The 22869-nt window shown below is 62.9% G+C and carries 18 protein-coding genes; 10 read left to right on the plus strand and 8 right to left on the minus strand.

Features of this window, described 5'->3' with window-relative positions:
• Positions 1-7 precede the first annotated feature (7 nt).
• Together KUG85_RS08105 and KUG85_RS08110 are read left to right on the plus strand one after the other, a co-directional pair.
• A complete protein-coding gene (locus tag KUG85_RS08105) occupies positions 8-487 on the plus strand; it encodes an Lrp/AsnC family transcriptional regulator (RefSeq protein WP_065816429.1) in 480 nt (159 codons plus the stop codon).
• 52 nt (positions 488-539) lie between these two features.
• A complete protein-coding gene (locus tag KUG85_RS08110; RefSeq protein ID WP_223004813.1) occupies positions 540-1859 on the plus strand; it encodes an NAD(P)H-dependent oxidoreductase in 1320 nt (439 codons plus the stop codon).
• 252 nt (positions 1860-2111) lie between these two features.
• Here the strand turns inward: KUG85_RS08110 and proC are convergent, their stop codons facing one another.
• From proC to KUG85_RS08125, 3 genes are all read right to left on the minus strand, one after another.
• A complete protein-coding gene (gene proC / locus KUG85_RS08115; protein WP_223004814.1) occupies positions 2112-2918 on the minus strand; it encodes a pyrroline-5-carboxylate reductase in 807 nt (268 codons plus the stop codon).
• 334 nt (positions 2919-3252) lie between these two features.
• Positions 3253-4512: an Hsp70 family protein gene (locus KUG85_RS08120; RefSeq protein WP_223004815.1), complete on the minus strand. Its 1260-nt coding sequence runs from the start codon at positions 4510-4512 to the stop codon at positions 3253-3255.
• Positions 4513-4595: 83 nt separating this feature from the next.
• Positions 4596-5594, minus strand: a complete 999-nt coding sequence (locus KUG85_RS08125) for a glycosyltransferase family 2 protein (protein ID WP_223004816.1) — start codon at positions 5592-5594, stop codon at positions 4596-4598.
• A gap of 181 nt (positions 5595-5775) precedes the next feature.
• Here KUG85_RS08125 and KUG85_RS08130 point away from each other — a divergent pair, with 181 nt between their 5' ends.
• The 3 genes from KUG85_RS08130 to KUG85_RS08140 are packed head-to-tail and all read left to right on the plus strand — an operon-like array spanning position 5776 to position 8605.
• Positions 5776-6951, plus strand: coding sequence for a glycosyltransferase (locus KUG85_RS08130; RefSeq protein WP_223004817.1), 1176 nt, complete (start codon positions 5776-5778; stop codon positions 6949-6951).
• A complete protein-coding gene (locus tag KUG85_RS08135; RefSeq protein ID WP_065816423.1) occupies positions 6948-7730 on the plus strand; it encodes a WecB/TagA/CpsF family glycosyltransferase in 783 nt (260 codons plus the stop codon). The genes KUG85_RS08130 and KUG85_RS08135 overlap by 4 nt, the downstream gene beginning before the upstream one ends.
• Positions 7731-7732: 2 nt before the next feature.
• Entirely contained in the window at positions 7733-8605 is an 873-nt protein-coding gene (locus KUG85_RS08140; protein ID WP_223004818.1) for a DUF6492 family protein, read from the plus strand.
• Positions 8606-8712: 107 nt separating this feature from the next.
• Here the strand turns inward: KUG85_RS08140 and KUG85_RS08145 are convergent, their stop codons facing one another.
• Complete coding sequence (locus KUG85_RS08145) at positions 8713-9933, minus strand: lipopolysaccharide biosynthesis protein (RefSeq protein WP_407673650.1); 1221 nt, start codon at positions 9931-9933, stop codon at positions 8713-8715.
• A 357-nt stretch (positions 9934-10290) separates the two neighbouring features.
• Between KUG85_RS08145 and KUG85_RS08150 the strand changes: the two genes are divergently transcribed.
• The 3 genes from KUG85_RS08150 (at position 10291) to KUG85_RS08160 (ending at position 14871) form a co-directional block, all read left to right on the plus strand.
• Complete coding sequence (locus tag KUG85_RS08150) at positions 10291-12792, plus strand: GumC family protein (RefSeq protein ID WP_255606308.1); 2502 nt, start codon at positions 10291-10293, stop codon at positions 12790-12792.
• Between the two features lie 149 nt (positions 12793-12941).
• On the plus strand, positions 12942-13838 hold the full coding sequence (gene folD, locus KUG85_RS08155; RefSeq protein WP_223004820.1) for a bifunctional methylenetetrahydrofolate dehydrogenase/methenyltetrahydrofolate cyclohydrolase FolD: 897 nt from the start codon (positions 12942-12944) through the stop codon (positions 13836-13838).
• A 70-nt stretch (positions 13839-13908) separates the two neighbouring features.
• Positions 13909-14871 (plus strand): GlxA family transcriptional regulator, encoded by a 963-nt coding sequence (locus KUG85_RS08160; protein ID WP_007006944.1) that lies wholly within the window; start codon positions 13909-13911, stop codon positions 14869-14871.
• 129 nt (positions 14872-15000) lie between these two features.
• Here KUG85_RS08160 and KUG85_RS08165 read toward each other — a convergent pair whose 3' ends face one another.
• The 4 genes from KUG85_RS08165 to zwf are packed head-to-tail and all read right to left on the minus strand — an operon-like array spanning position 15001 to position 20390.
• Entirely contained in the window at positions 15001-16299 is a 1299-nt protein-coding gene (locus tag KUG85_RS08165; protein ID WP_223004821.1) for a DUF2254 domain-containing protein, read from the minus strand.
• A gap of 51 nt (positions 16300-16350) precedes the next feature.
• Positions 16351-18165 carry a phosphogluconate dehydratase gene (gene edd / locus KUG85_RS08170; protein WP_223004822.1) on the minus strand — a complete coding sequence of 605 codons (1815 nt, stop codon included), beginning with the start codon at positions 18163-18165 and terminating at the stop codon, positions 16351-16353.
• A 36-nt stretch (positions 18166-18201) separates the two neighbouring features.
• Positions 18202-18915, minus strand: coding sequence for a 6-phosphogluconolactonase (gene pgl / locus KUG85_RS08175; RefSeq protein ID WP_223004823.1), 714 nt, complete (start codon positions 18913-18915; stop codon positions 18202-18204).
• Between the two features lie 2 nt (positions 18916-18917).
• A complete protein-coding gene (zwf, locus tag KUG85_RS08180; protein ID WP_223004824.1) occupies positions 18918-20390 on the minus strand; it encodes a glucose-6-phosphate dehydrogenase in 1473 nt (490 codons plus the stop codon).
• Between the two features lie 211 nt (positions 20391-20601).
• Between zwf and KUG85_RS08185 the strand changes: the two genes are divergently transcribed.
• Both KUG85_RS08185 and KUG85_RS08190 read left to right on the plus strand, forming a co-directional pair.
• Positions 20602-22077 carry an aldehyde dehydrogenase family protein gene (locus KUG85_RS08185; RefSeq protein WP_223004825.1) on the plus strand — a complete coding sequence of 492 codons (1476 nt, stop codon included), beginning with the start codon at positions 20602-20604 and terminating at the stop codon, positions 22075-22077.
• Between the two features lie 20 nt (positions 22078-22097).
• Positions 22098-22847: an SDR family oxidoreductase gene (locus KUG85_RS08190; protein WP_223004826.1), complete on the plus strand. Its 750-nt coding sequence runs from the start codon at positions 22098-22100 to the stop codon at positions 22845-22847.
• Positions 22848-22869: the final 22 nt, after the last annotated feature.

A 22869-nucleotide genomic window follows, 5' to 3' on the forward strand; every position in this document is an offset into this window, starting at 1 on the left:
TGGACCTATGCCCGAAAAGCTGAACGAACAGGACAAGAGGCTTCTGGATGCGCTTCAGGCCAATTGCCGGCTCTCGAACCAGGAGCTGGCGGAGCGCGCCGGCATGTCGGCTTCGGCCTGCTGGCGGCGGGTGAAGGCGCTGGAGGAAGCGGGGCTGATCACGCAATATGCGGCTCTGCTGGACGTGGAGAAGGCGGGGCTCGGTTTTCAGGCCATCGTGCATGTGTCGCTGACGCGGCATGACCACCGGCATGTGGATACGTTCATCGCCGAGACGCGGCGGCGGCCCGAAGTGCTCGACTGCTACTCCACGACGGGAGAGGCGGATTATCATCTGCGCGTCGTGTGCCGGGACCTGGCGGCCTATAACCGGTTTCTGGAGGACTTCCTGTTTCGCCTGCCGGGCATCGCCAATGTGCGCACCAACCTCGTTCTGAAAGATATCAAGAAAAACAGTCCGGTTCCGGTGCAGGTGAAGAGCGGTTGACATACTGCTCCGGGCCGCTTCTATCTCGGTCGCCAAACGAGGAGGACATCGAATGACGAATGTGGCGCTTACCGGTCTTGCGCGCGATCTTGAGCAGCGGGCGGAAGAGGGGCGGCCGGTGCGCATCGGCCTGATCGGCTGCGGCGAGATGGGCACGGACATCGTCACGCAGGTGGCGCGCATGAAGGGCATTGAGGTGGCGGCCATTGCCGACACGCGGCCCGAACGCGCGGCAAAGGCCGTTGAGATTGCCGGACGTGCAGCCGAGAGCGCGGTGGAGGCTGAAACGGCAGGCGCGATCAGCGACGCGATCCGCGCCGGAAAGACGGCGCTTTCGGGCGATTCCCGGCTGGTTTCCGAAAACGATCTGGTGGACGTGGTGATCGACGCCACGGGCAAGCCGGCGGTTGGCGCGGAGATCGGGCTTTCGGCCATGGAGGCAGGCAAGCATCTCGTCATGATGAATGTCGAGGCCGACGTGACCATTGGCGCTTATCTGAAGCGTGAGGCGGCGCGGCTGGGCGTGACCTATTCGCTCGGCGCAGGCGACGAGCCGTCTTCCTGCATGGAGCTGATCGAGTTCGTCTCGGCCATGGGGCACGACATCGTTGCCGCCGGCAAGGGCAAGAACAATCCGCTCAACATCGACGCGGTGCCGGACGACTACGCCGAGGAAGCGGAACGGCGCAACATGAATGTGCGCATGCTGGTCGAGTTCGTCGACGGCTCCAAGACGATGGTGGAAATGGCGGCCATCGCCAACGCCACGGGCCTCGTGCCGGACAGGCCGGGCATGCATGGCCCGGCGGCGAGCCGCGAGGAGCTTTCAAGCGTTCTCTGCCCGATTGCCGATGGCGGCGTGCTCTCGAAAAAGGGCTGCGTCGACTTCACGGTCGGCAAGGGGGTTGCGCCGGGCGTGTTCGTGGTGGCGGAGATGGATCATCCGCGCCTGCGCGAGCGCATGAACGATCTGAAGCTCGGGGAGGGGCCGTATTACACTTTTTTCCGGCCCTATCACCTGACCTCGCTGGAAGTGCCGCTCACCTGCGCGCGCGCCGTGCTTTATGGGAAGGCCGACATGGTGCCGCTCGACAGGCCGGTTGCGGAAGTCTGTGCGGTGGCGAAGAAGGATCTGAACCCGGGCGACCGGCTCGACGCCATCGGCGAATATTCCTACCGCTCGTGGATCATGACGGCGGAAGAGGCGCGTACGGCGAAGGCCGTGCCATGCGGGCTGCTTGAGGGCGGCACGGTGACGGCCCCGGTGAAGAAGGGCGCGCTTTTGACCTATGCGAATGTTGCGCCCGACGCAGCTTCGCGGCTGGTGGCGCTCAGGGCGCGGCAGGATGCGATGGTGTTCGGCGAAGGGTGATGCTGGGGCGCTCGCCCCTCATCCGCCTGCCGGCACCTTCTCCCCGCAGGCGGGGAGAAGGAAGCGCGTCGTAACCGGAAGGCGCGTCACCTTTAATGTCCCCTTCTCCCGTTTGTGAGGAGAAGGCGAGGCGGCGCCGTGCGGGCTGCTTTGGGGGCCTTGAAGCTGGCGCTTCCCTTTCCGATTTTCTTCCTTCTCCCCGCTGGCGGGGAGAAGGTGCCGGCAGGCGGATGAGGGGCCTGCGCCGATCCTCTATTTCCCGAGTTCGATGGAGCGCTTCTTGGCCGCATCCACTGCGTCGCTGACCAGATCCAGAAGCCGGTTTTCATCCATGAAAACGGAGAGCGCGGCGGCGGTGGTGCCGTTGGGGCTCGTCACCTGCTCGCGCAGCTTGCCTGGCTCATCGTCGCTCTCTTTCGCCAGAGAGACCGCACCGAAAACCGTCTGCATGGCAAGAAGCTTCGCGGTTTCCGCAGGCAGGCCGGCCTTCTCACCGGCAGCCGTCAGGCATTCGATGAAGTGGAAGACGTAAGCCGGACCGGAGCCGGAAACGGCGGTGACGGCGTCCATCAGCTCTTCATTGTCGATGGTGGTGACAGCGCCGCTGGTGGCAAGCAGTTCCTCGGCGAAAGCTTTTGCCTCGCCGGTCACATTGCGATTGGAGAAGAGCACCATCATGCCCTTGCCGATGGCGGCGGGCGTGTTGGGCATGCAGCGCATGATGGCGGCATGACGGCCAAGAATTTCCTCGAATGTGGCCGTGCCGGTACCGGCCAGAACGCTGACGAAGGTGGCCTCGTCGGCAAAACGGGCATAGGCGGGGGCGATCTCGCGAATGACCTGCGGCTTGACGGCGAACACGATCATGTCCGCCCCGGCGGCAAGCTCGTCGACGCTTTCCGCGACCGTGACGCCCAGCGCCGCAGCGCGTGCGCGCAGTCCCTCGTTTGGCTCTATGACGGTGGCGTCCTTCGAGGCCAGCTTGCCCGCGGCGATCCAGCCCTTCAGCATGGCGTACCCCATATTGCCGCAGCCGACGAGGATGACCGATTTGCCCATGAAACTTCTCCCTTGATGATGGCAAAGGAATGCCGTGTGCGAGCTTGGAATGCAATGGGGAAGCGTGCCTAGGGTCAGGACCCATTAATATGGCCGCAATGGTCGGCCTGATTTGTGCGGATACGCGAAGCAAGGCCGCAGGAAGACTTCATGTCTTTCAAGGTCTTGCGACAAAGTAGGCCGTGCAAATCAGGCCGATCCGAAGGACGTTCGATAGACCGGCGACCTGCTGCGTCAAACCCCTTGACCGGGGGGAGGACCCCGCTCTGCGGGCTTCTCCTTGCATCTCTTGGTTTATCGATCGCCATTGCGGCCATATTAATGGGTCCTGACCCTAGGTGCCGAACCTGCGGCCTGCGTCCAGCGCAAGGCCGCGTCCGACGGAGCCGAACATGTCGCCTTCGACGACGGTCGCCGCGGGCAGCATGCGCAGGACGTTCTCGCGCAGGAGCGGGATGGCCGAGGAACCGCCGGTGAGGAAGAGGGCGGTGATCTGTTCAGGCGCGATGCCGGCAAGGGCGAGCGTTTCCGAAACGGCATTCTGAACGCGGTCCACCGTGGCTGAAATGGCATCATTCAACTGGTCGCGTGTGACCGGCAGGTCGAGCGTCTCGTCGGTAAGCTGAAGCTTGATGGCGCTTTCGGTTTCGTCCGTGAGCGCAATCTTTGACCGTTCCACCGCACCGACCGCCGCATGGCCCTGCCGGTTGGCGACCACGTCGATCATCCGCTCGACCAGATCGGGCTGGGCCGCCTCAAAGCGGATCTGTTTCAGGTCCGTCATGGCGCGGTTTGTGTAGAGCATGTGGATGCGCTGCCAGGTGGCCAGATCGTTGTAATAGCCAGCCGGCAGAAAGCGCTTGCCGTCTTTTGTCTGCGTGCGATAGCCGAATTCGGGCATGAGGCGGGCGAGACTCAAGAGCCGGTCGAAATCCGTACCGCCGATATGCACACCATGATTTGCGAGAATATCCTCCTTGCGGTCCGCCTGTTTCGCACGGTCGGAGGAAACGCGGACAATGGAAAAGTCGGACGTACCGCCGCCGATATCGACGATCAACGCCAGTTGCTCGCCCGTGACCTGCTGCTCATAGTCGAGGGCGGCGGCGATCGGCTCGAACTGAAACTCGATATTGGCAAAGCCGCGGCGTTGCGCGGCCCTTTCCAGTTCGTCCTGCGCGCGCCGGTCGGCTTGCGGATTGTCATCGACAAACTGCACCGGGCGCCCAAGCACGATGTTGTCGATCGGACCTCCGAGATGGTTTTCCAGATTTTCTTTCAGGAAATGCAGAAACGAGCCGATAATGTCGGAAAATGCGATGGAATGCGCCTTTATGCGCGTTTTCTCGTGAATGAGGGATGAACCCAGAACGCTCTTGAGCGCCCGCAGGAGGCGGCCCTCCACATTCTCCGTATAGCGGCTGACGGCGCCGCGCCCGAAATAGGTGCGGTCATCTTCGAAACTGAAGAACACGGCGCTCGGCATGGTGACCTCGCCCGCTTCGAGCGCGATGAGGCGGGGCGCGCCGTTCTCCATGAAGCCCACTGTGGAATTCGACGTGCCGAAGTCGATGCCGCCGCTGAGCGCTCGCATGGGACTATCCTTGCCGGAATGTGGATCGATTGGGGGAGGGGAGCGATACACAATCGGCGGTTAGGAGTCGACCGTCTGCGAGGTTAATTCTTCTCCGGCTCGCGGTATTGTTCGTTGGCGTAGCCGAACTCGGCCATGACGCGGCCCAGTCCGACATAGATCGGGTACATAGCTGTAGAGACGGAGCCAGTGGCAGCAAGGCGAAGCGCGCCGCGAAACGGCGAGGCGGCAAGCAGCGCGAGACTCTTTGCAAAGACGCGTAGCTTGCCAAAACCCTGATCTCGCCGCTTCTTCTTCTCGACAAGCGTGGAGATGACGCCATTGCGCAGCGCACGGGCCCGGATCCAGTCCCGTTCGACGCGGCGCGCGGGCACGATCTCCTGTGTCTCGGCCTCCGCCGACCAGGCGAGGCGGAAGCCCTTCTGACTGGCGCGGCTCAGAAAATCCGAATCGCCCCCGCCCATGAAATTGAAGCGCAGGTCGAGAAAGGGGCGCGGCATCGCCTCCAGAACCCGCCGCGACAGGAGCAGATTGCCTGATGAGTACAGCGCCGGAACAGGGCCCGTTTCATCATAGGGCGGCGCGAAGACCGGGTGGCTGGCCCAGCGCTCATGAGCGGGCCTCGCAAAGACGGGCACCTGAGGGCCGCCAACGATATCGGCCTCGAAGCGCTCGGCCGTGGCACAGAGATTCTCCAGCCAGTGCGGGGATGCCAGTTCGTCATCATCGATAACGGCGAGATGGCGGAAGTTCGGGAATTCGGTGAGCGCCGTTTCCCAGCCGGCATTGTAGGCGCAGCAATTGCCCCGCTTGTGGGCGATGATCACGAGGCCGTTGAGGGTTCCATCGGCAAAAAGCGGTGCGGCGGCGTTGGCTCCGGCGCGCTCTCCGGCCTCATTTTCCATGACGATGACGGCAAAGGGCCGCTCGGTAGCCTGGGAGGCAAGCGAGTGCAACGTGTTCAACAGTTGCTCCGGCCGCTTGAACGTTGGAACCGTTACAACGCATGCAATGGCCTGCGCGGCAAGCGATGGCGTGCGCGCGACCACTGAAACCGATTTTTCCGCGTTGCTTTCCGTCACGATCCCGCCAACCCCCTTTTTCGCTCCTCATAAGCAGTGCTGGCGATTAAGGCGGCGTTAAATACGGCTGGTTTTTGCGGGTGGCAGATGGTGCTATGCCCGCGAAAAGTGGTCGGTGGCCCCGTCTCCTTAATCAAGAGTTCATTGCTGTTTGAAAAAACAATCCAAACAGGAAAAGTGCATGCATCTGATTTTTGCGACATCCATCGTTCCCGACGGAACGCCAAAGAGCGGCTACGAGATCGCCAACGCGGCCGTTCTCGACGCGCTCACGCGGGCCGGCTGCCGGATGTCCGTTATGGGGTTCGCCTGGAAGGGGCGCGAGGAACGACAAATCGCCGACGGCACGGTGGTTCTTGGAGAGCTTGACCCGCGTACCGAAGCAGCCGGCGGGCTGACGAAGCTCGGCTGGCTTGCCAGAGCAATGATGCGGGGCATGACGTTTTCGTCCGCCAAGATGCTGCTGGCCTCGCCGGGAGAGGTGCGCCGGGCGCTGGAAGGGCTCGGGCGGGTTGACGGCGTGGTCTTCAATTCCGTGCAGTTTGCCGGTGCGTTTCGTCGGGTCTTTGCCGACCTGCCGTGCATCTATGTGGCGCACAATGTGGAACATCTTTCCGCCCGTCAGAATGCTGATGCCGCGCGCGGGCTGGTGGGGCGCTTCATGTTTCGCCGCGAGGCGCGCCTTTTGAAGGCACTGGAAGCGGACCTGTGCACGCAGGCGCGTTTTGTCTATACGTTCTCCGAGGACGACCGGCGGCTTCTGGGCGTGGCCGACGACAGGTGCTCGGCGGTTCTGCCGCTTGTGGCGCACGAGCCTGCCGGTTCCGGGCCGGGTGAGCGTCAGACGACCCATGACGCGGCGCTCATCGGCACATGGAGCTGGGCGCCGAACCGGATCGGCCTCGACTGGTTTCTGGAAGAGGTGGTTCCGCATCTCCCCGAGGGCTTCCGCATCGCGGTGGCGGGCGATGCCCCGGCAGATCTCGCGCAAAGGCACGGACGTGTGACTTTCGTCGGGCGTGTGCCGGATGCGGTGGAGTTCGTGCGAAGCGGCAGGGTGGTGCCCCTGATCAGCCGTGCCGGCACGGGAGTGCAGCTCAAGACCATCGAAACATTCGAACTCGGCCTGCCGAGCGTGGCGACGCAGAGCGCGCTGCGCGGCATTTCTCACAAGCCGGAAAACTGCATCGTGGCCGACGATCCGCGCGCCTTCGCCGAAGCGCTGGTGCGTGCGGCGAAAAATCCTGTCGATCTTGACGGGCGTGCCTTCCACATGGCGCAGCGCAAAGCACTGGACACGGCCATTCTTCACGGGCTTGATCAGGCTGGTTTCAACCGGCGGGATAAAGCGGCATGAACGTTGCGACACCGAAATGTGCGCATGCGGCCCATCCGCGGCGCGACGTCCTGGGGACGGACGTTTCGGTCATCAGCCGTGATGGCGCGATGGCCCTGTTGGCTGAAAACATCGCCGCCCGCCGGTTTATGCCCGTCACGTTTCTCAACGCGCACAATGCGAATGTGGCCATCGTCGATGCGCGTTTTCGTGAGGCCCTGCCGGGGTTCCTGGTGCTCGCAGACGGTATCGGCGTCGACATCGCCTCCCGGATGCTCTACGGCGAGCCATTCCCCGACAATCTGAACGGGACGGACTTCGTGCCGGAGTTTTTCCGCCGGCAGAAGGAGAAGCTCACGGTCGCCCTGCTCGGCGCACGGCGTGAGAACGCTCTTGCGGCTGCCGAAAAACTGTCCGAGCAGGCACCGCAGCATGAATTCGTCTTCCTGCACGATGGCTATTTCGAAGCGCGGGACGAGGAAGCGATTCTCGCGCGTCTCAGGGCGTTGAAACCCCATGTGCTGCTCGTCGCCATGGGCGTGCCGCGCCAGGAACTGTGGATCGCCGATCATATCGGCCCCGAACACTGCACGGTGCCGATTGCCGTGGGAGCGCTGCTCGATTTTCTCAGCGGCGCAGTGCCGCGCGCGCCGCTTTGGGTGCGGCGTCTGCGGCTGGAATGGCTGTTTCGTCTGGGGCTCGAGCCACGCCGACTGTGGCGGCGCTATGTGGTGGGCAATCCCGTCTTCCTCCTGCGGGTGCTTCGGCAGAAGTTTCTGGGCAGGCGGGGCGGGGCGTAGCCATGGCCGGTGAGCACAGCACGGCAATCGTCACGCCCAGCTATGCAGGCGACTTCGATCGTTGCCGGCTTCTTTGCGAGACGATGGACCGTTTTGTGACCGGCCACAAGCGGCATTACCTGCTGGTGGCCGGACACGATGTCGAGCGCTTTCGCACACTGGAGACGGATCGGCGCGTGGTGGTGGACGAGCGCGATCTCCTGCCCTCCTGGCTCCATGCGGTGCGCGATCCCACCGTTTTCTTCCGGCGTCATGTATGGCTGAGCACGCGGCTTGCGCCCCTGCGCGGCTGGCATGTGCAGCAATTGCGGCGGATCGCCTTTGCCGAGAAGGCCGAGGAAGAGACCCTGGTCTATTGCGATTCCGATGTCGTGTTCCTGAAGCCTTTCGATTGCAGTGCCTTCTGGCAGGACGGGCAGGTGCGGCTTTATCGCCGCAACGGGGGAATGAACTCGCTGGTCGATCTCGGCCATCGCGACTGGTCGGCGAATGCCGCGCGCGCGCTTGGCCTGCCCGCGGGCCAGGAAACCGAACACGATTACATCACGACGCTGATCTCGTGGCGCCGCGACACGGTTGTCCGCATGCTGCGGCATGTCGAAAAGGTGAATGGCACGCCGTGGATCAGGGCGGTGGCTGCAGACCGCCGGTTCTCCGAGTGCATTCTCTATGGCCGCTATGTGGATGAGGTGCTTGCGGGCGAGGGGCATTTCCACGATGACCGCGCGCTGTGTCATGTCCTCTGGTTCGGCAGTGAGCTCGATGCCGTCGGGGTGGAGGACGTCGTCGCCAGGATGCAGCCCTACCAGGTGGCGATTGGCATCCAGTCATTTATCGAAACCGATCTCGAACCGCTCCGCCGCATGATCGGCTAGATCGCCATGCGTCCATCCGGACGCGCAAAGGACGATCCAGACCATTGATGGAGCACCGGAACAATCCGAAAACCGGATTCCACTTTCGGTCCGGTGCTCTGGGCGGATCAGACCCGCCTGGCGGGCTTTGCGAGGGCGCGGTAGGTCAACACCATCGACAACAGGTAGAGCACCGCGAACACCGCGTTTAGTGACAGGACGATGTCGCTGGTTTCATGAAACGATTTCAGAATCAGCGAGAGCAGCGCGGCCTTGGCCGCGGCGAGCACAGCGAGGTTGATCGCGCGAGTGAGGGTCTGGCCGCGGGCGAAGAGCAGGTCGGCCTGGTATTCGGTCAGGTTGCGCAGGCCGGGAACGGCGAGCGCCAGGATGACCAGTGGAGCGGCCTGCGCCACATTGCTGCCGAGCAGGGTCGGATAAAAGACGAGGATGATCGCAAGAGCCGCAAGTGCGAGTGTCGAGATGGCGAAGATCGCGCCCTCGATGCCGAGGCGCAGCTTCCAGCGGTTCAGCATTTCCGGCGTTCGCATCATGCGCTGAACGAGCAGCATGGAGAAGGACCGGATCGGGATCGCGGTAAGATCGACCAGTCGCATGATGATCGCATAGATGCCCGCAAGTGTGGGATTTCCAAGGGCCAGAACGAGGAGTTTGTCGAGCTCCATCTGAAGATAGAAAAGAACCTCCGCCCCGGCGACATAAAGCGCGTCGGGCAGGCGGTGCCTGTAGAGTGCCGGTCGGATGCGCAGTCGCTGCCGGGGGCAGTAGAACACAAGCGAGAACACAAGCGCGGCGCTGTTGGCTGCGAGGTAGAACACGGTCCAGCTTAAAAGGTCGTGACTCGCGTGAAATGTGAAGAGAAAGGCTGCGAACGCGCGGATTGCAACGCTGATTATGAGGATCGTCGCGGCACGACCGAAACGGTTGAGACCGTTGTTGACAACGATCACGGTTTCCGTGAGCCGCCAGGCGATCGCCTCGGAAGCGATGACAAGCACGAAGGGCAGTACGCGCATATCGCCGGCGAAGAAGACCAGATACAGAACCGCGCTCGCGAGCGCTATGAGCGGCAGCGATGCAAGCGCCAGCAGCAGGAAGCCGGCGGCGTAGGTTCCAAGGAGCCGGCGCTTGACAGTAGCGATGCGGTATAGTGTGGCGGTAAAGCCGAACGCGAGGATGCGCCCGACCATCACACCGGCGGCGGATGCGGTGGCGAACAGGCCGAAATCGGCAATCGTCAGGCTGTTTGCCAGGATCACGAAATAAATGAGCGAAAAAACCAGCCGACCGGCTGAGCCGCTGATCGCCGCAAGATAATCGCGCAGCACCTGTCGCTGGCTGGTTATGATGTCACGGAACGAAATGAGAAGACCCCGGGTCGCCTGGTTTCGATAAGCGGTTTGCGGCGACACTATCCGACAAAACTTAATGCGCTGTTCCGTGGCCTGACGCAGCGGCAAAAAACCTGTTTCGAAATGCTTACCGTTAACCCTTTGTTACCCGTGCCTCTTTAGCTTGAGTTAACATAATCGCGGGCTTATGCGCCCGCTTCATGTTCATGAGTGAAAGCTGCACGCGCGATGTTCGACGCCGAAAACCCAAGCAAGAAAAGGCCTCGGAGTGGCGGGCGCGCACGTTCCCTGCTGTCGATGCAGGAGCCTGGGCCGGAGGCTGGACAGGAACAGGTGCAGGCGCGGAAGGGACACGATGGCTGGGCGCTGCCCGACCGGCCGCAGCAGTCGCCCGGTGCGAAGGAATCGAGGCTGGAGCGGGCCGCTTCGGCGGACGCCTATCTGCGCCGTGCCGAGACGGGCCGGAACGTGGCGAAACCCACCGGACAGCCCCGCGAAAAGCTCCGGTCACGTACGGAGCCAACTGAAAAGAAGAAACCGGAAAGTCCGTCCCTGCGGAAGCGCTTGCTTGACCAGTTTTTCCCTTTGCCGGAGGTCGAGAGCCGTTCGCAGAGGCAGCAGCCGGCCTGGGCGTTGCGCGAAGCCGAACGCGTTACCGAGAGCCGGGAACCGCGCGGTCGCACGGTATCCAACGATGAGAATTCCGGCCGCGCGCAGCAGCGTCGGCATGTGAACCAGACGCAAAGGCATGCCTCCGACGAGCAGGTGTGGCGACCGTTGATCGACCCCGTTCAGGTGATCGGCGGGATTCTGCGTGCCAGATGGCTGATCGTCCTGACGACGATTATCGGTGCGGTGATCGGCGTGATGGTCGCGCTTTCCACGCCGAAAATGTACTATGCTGCCACGCAGCTCCTGTTCGACCCGCGTGATCTGCAGATCGTCGAGCGCGATTTGACGCGCGGTGGACTGCCCTCCGATGCGACACTCGCCCTGATCGAGAACCAGGTCGCCGTCATCACCTCAGGCAATGTTCTTGCCAGGGTTGTGGATGAGCTCGACCTGGCCGACGACCCGGAGTTCAACGGCACGGGTGGCGGGAGTATTCTCGGTCTGCTGCTTAGCCCGCGGGCGCTGATTTCGGCACTGATCAGCAGTGGCGATGATGACAGTGGCACGGCACGGCACACGATTGCCGTCGAAAACCTGGCCGAAGCGCTTGATGTGGGACGCAACGCGAAAACCTTCATCATCACCATCGGCGCAACCACCAAGAATGCCGACAAATCCGCACTGATCGCAACGACCACGCGGGATGTTTTCCTCTCGACCTATGGCGAGCTCCAGTCCGCCACGGCAGGCCGGGCCAACCGTGAAATCACGGATCAGTTGCAGTCATTGCGCGATGAGGTGGAGCAGGCCGAGCGCGCCGTTGCCGACTTCAAGTCCAAGAACGACATTGTCGACGCGCAGGGACGCCTGATCACCGATGAGGAAATCCTGCGTCTCAACGACCAGCTTTCGGCAGCGCGGGCGCGGACGTCGGAGCTGAATGCGCGCGCAGCCGCCGCACGGTCGCTGGACGTTGAAACGGTTCTTGGCGGCGCTCTGCCGGAGCAGGTTGCCTCACCGGTGATGACGGAACTGCTTGCCCAATATTCGAGCCTGAAGCAGCAGGCCGGCAGGCTGGCGGTGCGGTTCGGCCCACGCCATCCCGACCGGCAGGCCGTTGACGCGGAACTGGTCGGCGCGCGCGACGAGATCGCACGCGAACTGCGCCGTGTCGTGGCCTCCAACCAGGTGGAGCTGCAGCGGGCGGTGCAACTTGAACAGGATCTCTCCGGCCAGCTTGCGCGGCTCAAGGTGCAGAAAGGCAATCTGGAGTCGGAGCGCGTCACGCTTCGTGAACTGGAGCGCGAAGCCAATGCGAAACGCTCGGTTTATGAAGCGCTGCTCCTGAGGGCGCGCGAGACCGGGCAGCAGGAGCGCCTCAACACCGCGAATGTGAGCGTGATTTCCCAGGCCGTGCCGCCGCTCGATCCCACGGGTCCGTCGCGCTCCTCGATCGCGATGGCGGGCATGATTCTGGGTTTCATGGCTGGTGTGGGCCTTGGCGCTGTCGGTGGAGCGATCCGCAGCCTGCGCGAAAACATGGCAGAGCGGCAGAGCGGTTACGCAGGTGAGAATGCAGGCGGTAACGGCAGCCGGCGCGCCGACGAGCGCGACCCTGATCCCGAACCGGACCCCACGCCGCCGGGTGGCGGCTCGCACTGGCGGGAAGATGAAGGGCGTGACGATCGCCGTGCCGCATCGCGGGAGCGTCCGCGGGACTGGTCTCTCCGGTCGGGTGAACGCCGTGCGATGGCGCGTGCGGAAACCGATTGGGAGGACGATGAGGCGTTTCCAGACGATCTCGATACGGACGCGGGCGAGGATTTCGTGGAATACGCTGCGGAACACCGGGAAAAGCGTTACCAGCCCCGCCCCGCTCCGGAGCAGAATGCGCCGGCAGCCGCTGCGCTCGCTGCCCAGCCCGCGTGGCCGGCAGCGCAGATGGCGATGCACCCCGGCATGATGATCTCCGGTCCGATGCCGATGATGCATCCGGTGCCGCAGGTGGTGGGAATGCCTATGATGCAGACCTATCCGATGTGGCAGCAGGCTCCCATGCCGTTTCAGTCTGACTTCGGTGTCCTGCCGCAGCAGGCGCGGGAGCGTGTCGAAGACGAGGATGAGGGCAGCGAACGCTTCGATGAGATACACGACCGCCTCAAGGCTGTGCGCCGCGAAGTGGATGCGCTGACGGCACGCCGGTCAAACAGGCATCGTTACTGATCTGAAACACCGCCTTTTCCAATAACGTCAGGGAACGGCGCTGTGACGGGATTGCGGTTCTGTGTTTTCCCCATTATGCGGGCTCATGTGCGAGCCTCTTCCCGTGAAGAGTCACCTTGCACCGCTTGATAGCTGCACCGGGGAAAGACATGGCCGAAATCATTGACGGAAAAGCCCTCGCCGAGGATGTGGTGGCGAAGGTCAAGACCGAGACCGTCAGGCTCACTGAGACCGGGGTGACGCCGGGGCTTGCTGTGGTGATCGTCGGTGAGGATCCGGCCAGCCAGGTCTATGTCGCGTCCAAATCGCGCCGCGCGAAGGAATGCGGGTTTCACTCTGTGCAGCATTCGCTGCCGGAGGAGACCGGCGAGGAAGAATTGGTGGCGTTGGTCGAGGAGCTCAATGCCGATCCCGCGATCCATGGCATTCTGGTGCAGCTCCCCCTGCCGAAACATATCGATGAGGGTCGCATCATCCAGACCATCGACCCCGACAAAGATGTTGATGGCTTCCATTTCATCAATGTGGGCCGCCTCGGCACCGGCGAACTGGACAGCGCCTTTGTGCCCTGCACGCCAGCCGGTGCGATGCTGATGCTGGAACGGGTGCGCGGCCGCGACCTTTCCGGCCTCTCGGCGGTGGTGATCGGACGCTCCAACATTGTCGGCAAGCCGATGGCGAACCTGCTTCTGGCCGCCAATGCCACGGTGACGATTGCCCACAGTCGAACGAAGGACCTTCCCGCACTTGCAAGGACCGCCGACATTCTGGTGGCAGCGGTTGGGCGCCCTGAAATGATCAGGGGTGACTGGGTGAAACCCGGCGCCACGGTGATCGACGTGGGCATCAACCGCATCCCCGCACCGGAAAAGGGCGAGGGAAAGACCCGGCTTGTCGGCGATGTCGCTTTTGCCGAGGCGAAGGAAAACGCCGGCGCGATCACGCCGGTGCCGGGTGGCGTCGGGCCGATGACAATCGCCATGCTGATGGCGAACACGCTGACATCGGCATTCCGCAAGGCGGGACTTGAGCCTCCTGCCTTCTAGCGCCTGAGCCAGATCTGGATCATCAGCCATGTCTTTCCTGCCCGACCAGCCTGCTTTACAACAATTGGCCATGGGCGAGGCACGGCAGGACACCCGGCAGTTTGCCTTTCTGCTGGTAGATAAATTCTCGATGTTTTCGCTGGCGGCGGCCATCGACACCGTGCGCTCGGCCAATCGTCTTCTGGGACGGGATGTCTATAGCTGGGTCACCGTCTCCGCCGATGGTGAAGCGGTGATGGCCTCCAACGGTCTGCCGATCAAGATCGACTATGCGATCGCCGACCTGCCACCGGTCGATATTCTGTTTGTCTGTGTCGGGCTGACGACGGAGTTTCCCGGCAAGAGCACGGTGCTGGCGGGTCTGCGTTCGCTCGGCCGTCGCGGCGCGGCTCTCGGGGCGCTGGCGGCGGGATCCTATCTTCTGGCAGAGGCCGGCCAGCTTGAGGGGCATCGCTGCACGATCCACTGGGAAAACCGGGCCTCCTTCATGGAGCGCTTTCCAGAGATCGAGTGCACTGGCAATGTCTATGAGATCGACCGGAAGCGCTATACCTGCGCCGGCGTGACCACTTCCATAGACCTGATGCTGGAAATCGTGCGCAATGACCTGGGTGTGGAACTGGCCAACGAGGTGGCCAACCAGTTCCAGCACGAGCGCATCCGCTCGCCGGGCGACCGCCAGCGGACGGGGCCGGAGCGCGATCTCACAGGAAAATCGGAAAAGCTGAAGAAGATTGTCGAGCTGATGGCCGACAATCTGGACGAACCTTATTCGGCGGTGCAGCTCGCACGAGCCGCAAGCCTCTCAGTGCGGCAGGTGGAACGGCTGTTTCTGCGGCATCTGGGCATGACGCCGGGGCGTTATTACATGCGGTTGAGATTGGAGCGCGCGCGCGAGCTTCTGCGTCAGACCAATATGGCGATCCTCGACGTGGCGATTGCCACGGGTTTCACCTCGCACTCCTATTTCGCGCAGAGCTACCGCCAGCAGTTCGGGCGACCGCCCTCCGAAGAGCGGCGCACCACCTATTGAGATTGGTGTTCTGGCTCATTTTGATGGTTGTGCCAGGCGCCCTCGCCCTTCGACAAGCTCAGGATGAGGGCTGGTGAGGCGCAAGACGCATGTCACCAGCCACGCTATCCGACGACGCTGAAGTAGCCCTCATCCTGAGCTTGTCGAAGGGCGAGGGCGCTCGGTGCCTTCGGTCAAGTCGGCTGCCACTTTTCTCAGAGCTGCAATGTCGGGCTGGTGCGAGCCCTCGGAGGCAGCGCGGGCCATGAAATCCTCTGCAAGGGTCGCTGCGGCCTTTGCGAAAGCATTCGGTGAGATGCGGGCGAGCGAGGTCAGGCCGCGCAACAGTGCCTGTTGAACATCAGGCGCCGCAGATGCGGCTTCATAGGAGATCGGCCGAAAGGCCTTGTCCAGCAAGCGCTCCGGGCTGACCGGCATAAAGCGAATACGCGGATAAGGTGGATCCTTCCGTTCCTCTTCCTTCTTCTTTAGCGCCCAGTTGGCCAGAAGACGCGTCTGCACCGTGAGGACATGGTTGGCGGTGGAGGGATCGTTGACCCCGGGTGACAGGGCTCGCCGCGCCACATCGGCCAGAACGAGAAAGCCGAAACCGGGATCGGAATCGAAGGTGCGCTCCTCGCCGATGATGAAATCGCCGCGGATGGCCTTCAGCACCGCCTCATCCGCCTCGCCAACCACCACGGCAATGATCGCCGCATGGTCGACATAGTCTCCGGGCCGGACACGGACATGGATGACAAGCCCGTTGTCTTCCGCCAGGTCCTGTAGCGCGTGGGGGTCGAAATGTTGCACGAAACCGACACTGCCTGCTGCAACCTCGTGCCCGATGGGTGAACCCTCGCCAGCGCTGCACCCATAAAGTCCGTCGCGGCCAAGCCGGTCGAGCGCCTGGCGGGTGGCATCTTCCAGACGGCTCGTCATTTCCACCACGCGGCCCACAACCGAGATTTCGCGTACCCAACGGATCAAAGCCCAGACAACCGCGAAGACGACAAAGAGGGTGGCGATGAACAGGATCAGACGTCCGCCCAGCGTATAGATGCCGCTCGACAGGCCGATAATGCCGATGATCGAGAAGAGGAATGCGCCGATGAAGACTGATATCGTGGTGCGGGCGGCGCGATTGCCTGAAAAGAGCGGAACAGCGCGCGGCGAACCGGTCTGCGCGGCGCTGGTCAGAAGATTCACGAGGGTGGAGAGTGCAAACACCGCCACCGCCAGCATGCTCGAGGCAACGATGCCGAGAATATTGCGCAGGGCGTCTGCGGAGACGGTGATGGGGATCGCGCTTTCTTCAAGCCCCTCGGGGAAGAGGTTGGCGGAGAGATAAGCGAGTATGACGACGAGCACCGCCGACGCGCAGAACAGCGCGGGCAGAAACCAAAGGGCTCTTGAAAACCGTCTGAAAAGAAACCAGTAGCCGTTCACCGCCCCCTCCGATCATGGAGAGAATGCACCGGGACGGCTGATTGTTCCAGATCAGAAAACGGCAGCCCCCTGATCGGCCCGTCCCGCGAGCTGGCGGAAACCCGCAAAAAGCTCGCGCCCCATGCCGAACTGGTTGGCCGAAAGATCCGGTGCAGCACTTTCGCGCGCGGCGAGTTCGTCCGCGTCGACCAGCACTTCGATTGTGCCTTTCTCGGCGTCAAGGCGCATCGGGTCGCCGTCACGCAGCTTGCCGATCATGCCGCCGTCGAGCGCTTCGGGTGTCACATGGATGGCTGCCGGCACCTTGCCGGAGGCGCCAGACATTCGGCCATCGGTGACAAGCGCGATGCGCCGGCCACGATCCTGCAAGACGCCGAGGGCAGGCGTGAGCTTGTGGAGCTCGGGCATGCCATTGGCCTTGGGACCCTGAAAGCGGATGACCGCGATAAAGTCGCGGTCGAGCTTGCCGGCCTTGAAGGCCTCCTGCATCTCGTCCTGCGAATGGAAGATGATTGCCGGCGCCTCGATCAGCCGGTGCTCGGGCTTGACGGCGGAAATCTTGATGATGGACTTGCCGAGATTGCCGGACAGGACACGAATGCCTCCGGTCTGCTGGAAGGGTTTGGCCGCAGTGGTGAGCACCTTTTCGTTGCCGCTGGTGGCGGGCGCGGGCAGGCGCGCGACAGTGCCATCATCGGCAAGCTTCGCCTCCACCGTGTAAGGCCGCAGACCTTCGCCCCAGATGGTGCGCACATCTTCATGCAGATAGCCGTCATCGAGCAGTTCGCGAATCAGGAAGCCCATGCCGCCCGCGGCGTTGAAATGGTTCACGTCCGCAAGCCCGTTGGGATAGACGCGCGCGAGAAGCGGCACGTGGTCGGAGATTTCGGCAATGTCGTCCCAGGTGAGCTTGATGCCGGCTGCCGCCGCCATGGCAACGAGATGCATGGTGTGGTTGGTGGAGCCGCCCGTGGCGTTGAGCCCGACCACGCCATTGACGATGGAGCGCTCGTCGATCATGCGGCCAACGGGCGTGAACTCGTTTCCGAGCGCCGTGATGGCAAGCGCGCGTTTGGCCGCTTCCTTCGTCAGGGCGTCGCGCAGCGGCGTGTTGGGGTTGATGAAGGAGGAGCCGGGCGTGTGCAGGCCCATGATCTCCATCAGCATCTGGTTGGAATTGGCGGTGCCGTAGAAGGTGCAGGTGCCGGGTCCGTGATAGGATTTGGACTCCGCTTCAAGAAGGGCCGCGCGGTCCACCTTGCCCTCCGCATAAAGCTGGCGAATGCGCGCCTTTTCGTCATTGGGCAGGCCCGACGTCATGGGACCGGCGGGGATGAAGACGGCAGGCAGATGGCCGAAGGTGAGCGCGGCGATTACGAGGCCCGGCACGATCTTGTCGCAGACGCCGAGATAGACGGCGGCATCGAACATGTTGTGCGACAGGCCGACGGCGGCAGCCATGGCGATGACATCGCGCGAGAAGAGCGAAAGCTCCATGCCGGGCTGACCCTGGGTAACGCCGTCGCACATGGCCGGCACGCCGCCTGCCACCTGCGCCACACCGCCGGCCGCGCGCGCGGCCTCCTTGATCATGTTGGGATAGGGCTCGAAGGGCTGGTGCGCCGAGAGCATGTCGTTATAGGCGGTGATGATGCCGAGATTGGGGACCCGGTCGCCGGAAAGTGCTACCTTGTCGGTCGGACCGCAGGCGGCGAACCCATGGGCGAGGTTTCCGCAGGAGAGAACGGAGCGGTGCACCGCTTGACCGGCAGCATGGTCGAGGCGCTCCAGATAGGCTTCGCGGCTGGCGCGAGAACGCTCGCGGATGCGGGCTGTGACGGCTTCGATTTCGGGTCTGGCGGTCATGGCGTTGCGTCCTGTTTTTACGTTTGGTCCCGCGCCTTAGCTCTGGCTGGCGGGTGCCCAGAAGATCCGGGCCGGGTGTTTTGCTCCGGCAAGCACCGCGGTGATGGGTGCGGCCGGGCCGGGTTGCATGGCAAGCGCTCCTTCAAGCGTTTCGCGCTTGTCGTCTCCCTCGATATGGATGGCAAGGAAACGCGTGCCGGCAATGCGGTTCATGGAGAGCGTCAGGCGCGGCTCGCCGGCACTTTCGGAAGAGACAGGGAGCACGTCTGGTCCTTCCACCGGTTTGAGCAGCGTCTCGATGGTGGTGGCATCAGGGAAGAATGACGCAGTGTGCATGTCATTGCCCATGCCGAGCACCACCACGTCGAGGGGTGCCGGTATTTCCGCGACCACGCCTGCGGCTTTTTCGGCCGCCTCGGCAATGCTGTCGGCTGGTTGGTAGAGGCCGACAAAGGCGGCTCGGGCGGCCTTGTTCTGCAAAAGGTGCTGGGCGACCAGCCGGGCATTGGAGCGTGGTGAATCGGCCGGAACGAAACGCTCGTCCACAAGGGTGACGGTAACTTTGTCCCACGGGATGTCGCGTCGTGACAGATGGTCGAAAAAGAGGGCAGGCGTGCGGCCGCCGGAGACGGCGATCACCGCATGACCCCGCTCCTTGACGGCGGTGGCCAGCTTTTCGGCAACGTTTGCTGAAAGCTCTTTTGCCAGCGCCTCGGGCGAGGCGAATTCATGCCATTTGCAGTCCACCATGGTCAGATGCTCTCGTGCCAGGTGCGGCCGTCGCGCTCGATCAGCGCAATGGAGGAAGATGGCCCCCACGTTCCGGCGGTATAACCCTGCGCCGGCTGTTCATTGTCTTCCCAGGCGGCAATGATCGGGTCGATCCAGCGCCATGCAGCTTCCACCTCGTCGCGGCGCATGAACAGGGTCTGGTTGCCACGGATCACATCCATGATCAGCCGCTCATAGGCATCGGGATTGCGCACGCTGAAGGATTCGGCAAAGCTCATGTCGAGCGGCACATGGCGCAGCCGCATGCCGCCGGGGCCTGGATCCTTGATCATGATCCACTGTTTGACGCCTTCGTCCGGCTGCAGGCGGATGACGAGCTGATTGGCAAAGACCTTGCCGGCGCCATCCTCGAAGATGGAATGCGGGATCGGCTTGAACTCGATGACGATTTCCGAAACGCGGGTGGCGAGCCGCTTTCCGGTGCGCAGATAGAAGGGCACGCCCGCCCAGCGCCAGTTCTCGATCTCCGCCTTGATGGCGACGAAGGTTTCGGTGTTGCTTTCACCGCTTTCCAGCTCTTCCGTATAGCCCTTCACCGCGCCGCCATTGGAAGCGCCGGCGCGGTACTGGCCGCGCACGGTCGCCTTTTCCGCGCTTGCGGTGGTGATGGGCTTCAGCGCGCGCAGCACTTTCAGCTTTTCATCGCGCACCGTATCGGCGTCCATCGAGGCGGGCGCCTCCATGGCAACGAGGCAGAGAAGCTGGAGGATGTGGTTCTGCACCATGTCGCGCAGCGCGCCGGCCTTGTCGTAATAGCCGGCACGGCCTTCCAGCCCGACGGATTCGGCCACCGTGATCTGCACATGGTCGATATGGGCGGAGTTCCAGAGCGGTTCGTAGAGCGCATTGGCAAAGCGCAGCGCCATCAGGTTCTGCACCGTCTCCTTGCCGAGATAGTGGTCGATGCGGAACACATTGTGCTCGTCAAAGACGCGGGCGATGGCGTCGTTCAATTCGTGCGCGGAGGCCAGCGAACGGCCAATGGGCTTTTCAACGATCACGCGGGCCGTGTCCGTCGACAGGCCGTGCTTGTCCACCTGTCCGACAATGTCGTCGAAAAGGCTTGGGGCGACGGCCATGTAGAAGGCGCGTACGCTCTTGCTGTCACCGACTTCGGTTTTGAGGTCGGCAAAGCCTTCCCCCGATTTCGCATCCGCTGGCACATAGGAAAGACGAGCCAGAAAATGCTTGAGCTCCTTCGGCTCGATATCGTCCTTGGCGACATGCTCGCGGATCGCTTTCTCGGCAAAGGTGCGAAACTCTTCGTCGGAGAGTTTGGTGCGCGAGGAACCGATAATGCGGGTCGGGTCGGTGAATTGCCCCGCCCGCTGACGCTGATAGAGCGCCGGCAGAAGCTTGCGTTCGGAGAGGTCGCCCGTGGCGCCGAACACCACGAGATCGAAAGGTTCGACCGGAATTGTCTGGCTGGTCATGGTTTCTCCGTCTGCGTCCGTAGAGCTTGCCGTTGCTATAGTCTAATCGATTTAAGAAAGCCAGATGGGATTCCGTCGCACGCGCATATCGAGGCTGAGCCAAGCCTGCATAACCATTTGTGCCTTGACATGTCTTCGCATGGCGGGTTTCCCATGGTTCCCTTCGCGAGCATAGGCTTGCGCACTGACATTACAAACCGGAGCGGCAGGGATGGGAACCCATTTTTCGCGCAGCGTGGCTGAGGGCCGCGCTTTCATGCAGTTCATCGACGGGCGCTCCGTCGATTCGCTCTCGGGCGAACGGATCGACGTTCGCTGCCCGTCCGACGGCAGGGTTTTCGCGTCCATCCCCGCTTCGAATGAGGCGGATGTGGATCTGGCGGTGAAGTCCGCCCGCAAGGCGTTTGACGAGGGGCCATGGAGCCGCATGCCGGCGGTGGAGCGCGGACGCTGCCTGACGCGGCTCTTTCATCTGGTAGAAAAGCACGGCGAGGAACTGGCAGCACTTGAATCGCGCGACACCGGCAAGCCGATCCGCCAGGGCAAGGCCGATGTGACGGCCACCATGCGCTATTACGAGTTTTACGGCGGCGCGGCCGACAAGATACACGGCGACACGATCCCGTTTCTCGACGGCTACACGGCGCTGACGCTGCGCGAGCCGCATGGCGTGGTGGTGGGCATCACGCCGTGGAACTACCCGATGCAGATTCTCGCCCGCGTTGTGGGCGCGGCCCTTGCCATGGGCAACACGCTGGTGGTGAAGCCCGCCGAGGACGCATCTCTGACCACGATCCGCATCGCCGAACTGGCGCATGAGGCGGGCATTCCCGAAGGCGTGTTCAACGTCATCACCGGCTATGGCCGCAGCGCCGGTGCCGCCCTTTCCGCGCATCCGCTGGTGGATTACGTGACCTTTACCGGCTCGCCGATGACCGGCACGGCAATCCAGCAGGCAGCAGCGGTGAACAATCGCGGCGTGACCATGGAACTGGGCGGTAAGTCGCCCCAGATCGTGTTCGCCGACGCGGATATCGAGGCGGCGCTTCCGGTGCTCGTCAATGCCATCATCCAGAATGGCGGGCAGACCTGCTCTGCCGGCAGCCGCGTGCTGATCGAAAAGCCGATTTACGAGAAAGTGGCTTCGGCCCTGGCGGAGCGCTTCTCGAAGCTGGTTGCAGGGCCGCATGATGCCGATCTCGACATCGGCCCGCTGGTCAACCCGGCACAGCGCGACAAGGTCGCCGGATTTATCGCGGCCGCAAAGGAAGCCGGCATCCCGCTTCTGGCCGAGGGCACGGTGCATCCGGATGCGCCGGAGGGCGGCTATTATCAGGCGCCGGCGCTTTTCGGTGCGGTCGACCCGAAGGCAGCGTTGGCACAAGAAGAGGTGTTCGGGCCTGTCCTCTCGCTCTTTCCCTTCGAGGATGAGGCGGATGCCATCCGGCTTGCCAACGATACCGAATTTGGCCTCGTGGCCGGCATTTGGACCCGCGACGGCGCGCGCCAGCACCGTGTGGCAAAACGCGTGCGTGCCGGTCAGGTCTTCGTCAATGGCTATGGTGCGGGCGGCGGCATCGAACTCCCCTTTGGCGGTTTCAAGAAGTCCGGCCACGGGCGCGAAAAGGGCTTTGAAGCCCTGTTCGACATGTCCGCCACAAAGACAATCGTTTTCAACCACGGCTAACACTGACAGGAAATTTTGAAATGGCACGACTTGAAGGCAAGGTCGCCGTCATCACCGGCGCGGCGTCCGGTTTTGGCGCAGGAATGGCAAAGCGTTTCGCCGAGGAAGGCGCGAAGGTCATCGTCGCCGATCTGAATGCGAAGGGTGCGGAAAAGATCGCCGGCGAGATTGGCGAAGCTGCGCTGCCCGTCACCGCCGATGTTTCCATGAAGGCCGATGTGGACGCGATGGTGGATGCCGCCATGCAGGCCCATGGCCGGCTCGACATCATGGTCAACAATGCAGGCTATACGCATCGCAATGGCCCCATGCTTGACGTGGGCGAGGAAACCTTCGATCTCATCACCGCCGTCAACATGAAGGCGATCTATCACGCAGCCCAGGCCGTGGTGCCGATCATGGACAAGCAGGGCGGCGGCTCGATCATCACCACCGCGTCGACGGCCGGCCTGCGCCCGCGTCCGGGTCTTACCTGGTACAATGCCTCGAAGGGCTGGGCGATCACCGCGACCAAGTCCATGGCCGTGGAGCTCGCGCCGCAGAACATCCGCGTGAACTGCCTTTGCCCGGTGGCGGGCGAAACCGGCATGCTCGATCAGTTCATGGGCGAGGACACGCCGGAGAAGCGCGCGCAGTTCCGCGCATCCATTCCGCTCGGCCGGCTTTCCACCCCGCTAGACATCGCCAATGCGGCCCTGTGGCTTGCTTCCGACGAAGCGGAATTCATCACCGGTGTTGCGCTGGAAGTGGACGGCGGGCGCTGCATCTGAGGATGCGGAGTTGAACGGCAAT

It is taken from the genome of Nitratireductor rhodophyticola (genome assembly GCF_019891355.1).
GTDB lineage: Bacteria > Pseudomonadota > Alphaproteobacteria > Rhizobiales > Rhizobiaceae > Nitratireductor > Nitratireductor rhodophyticola.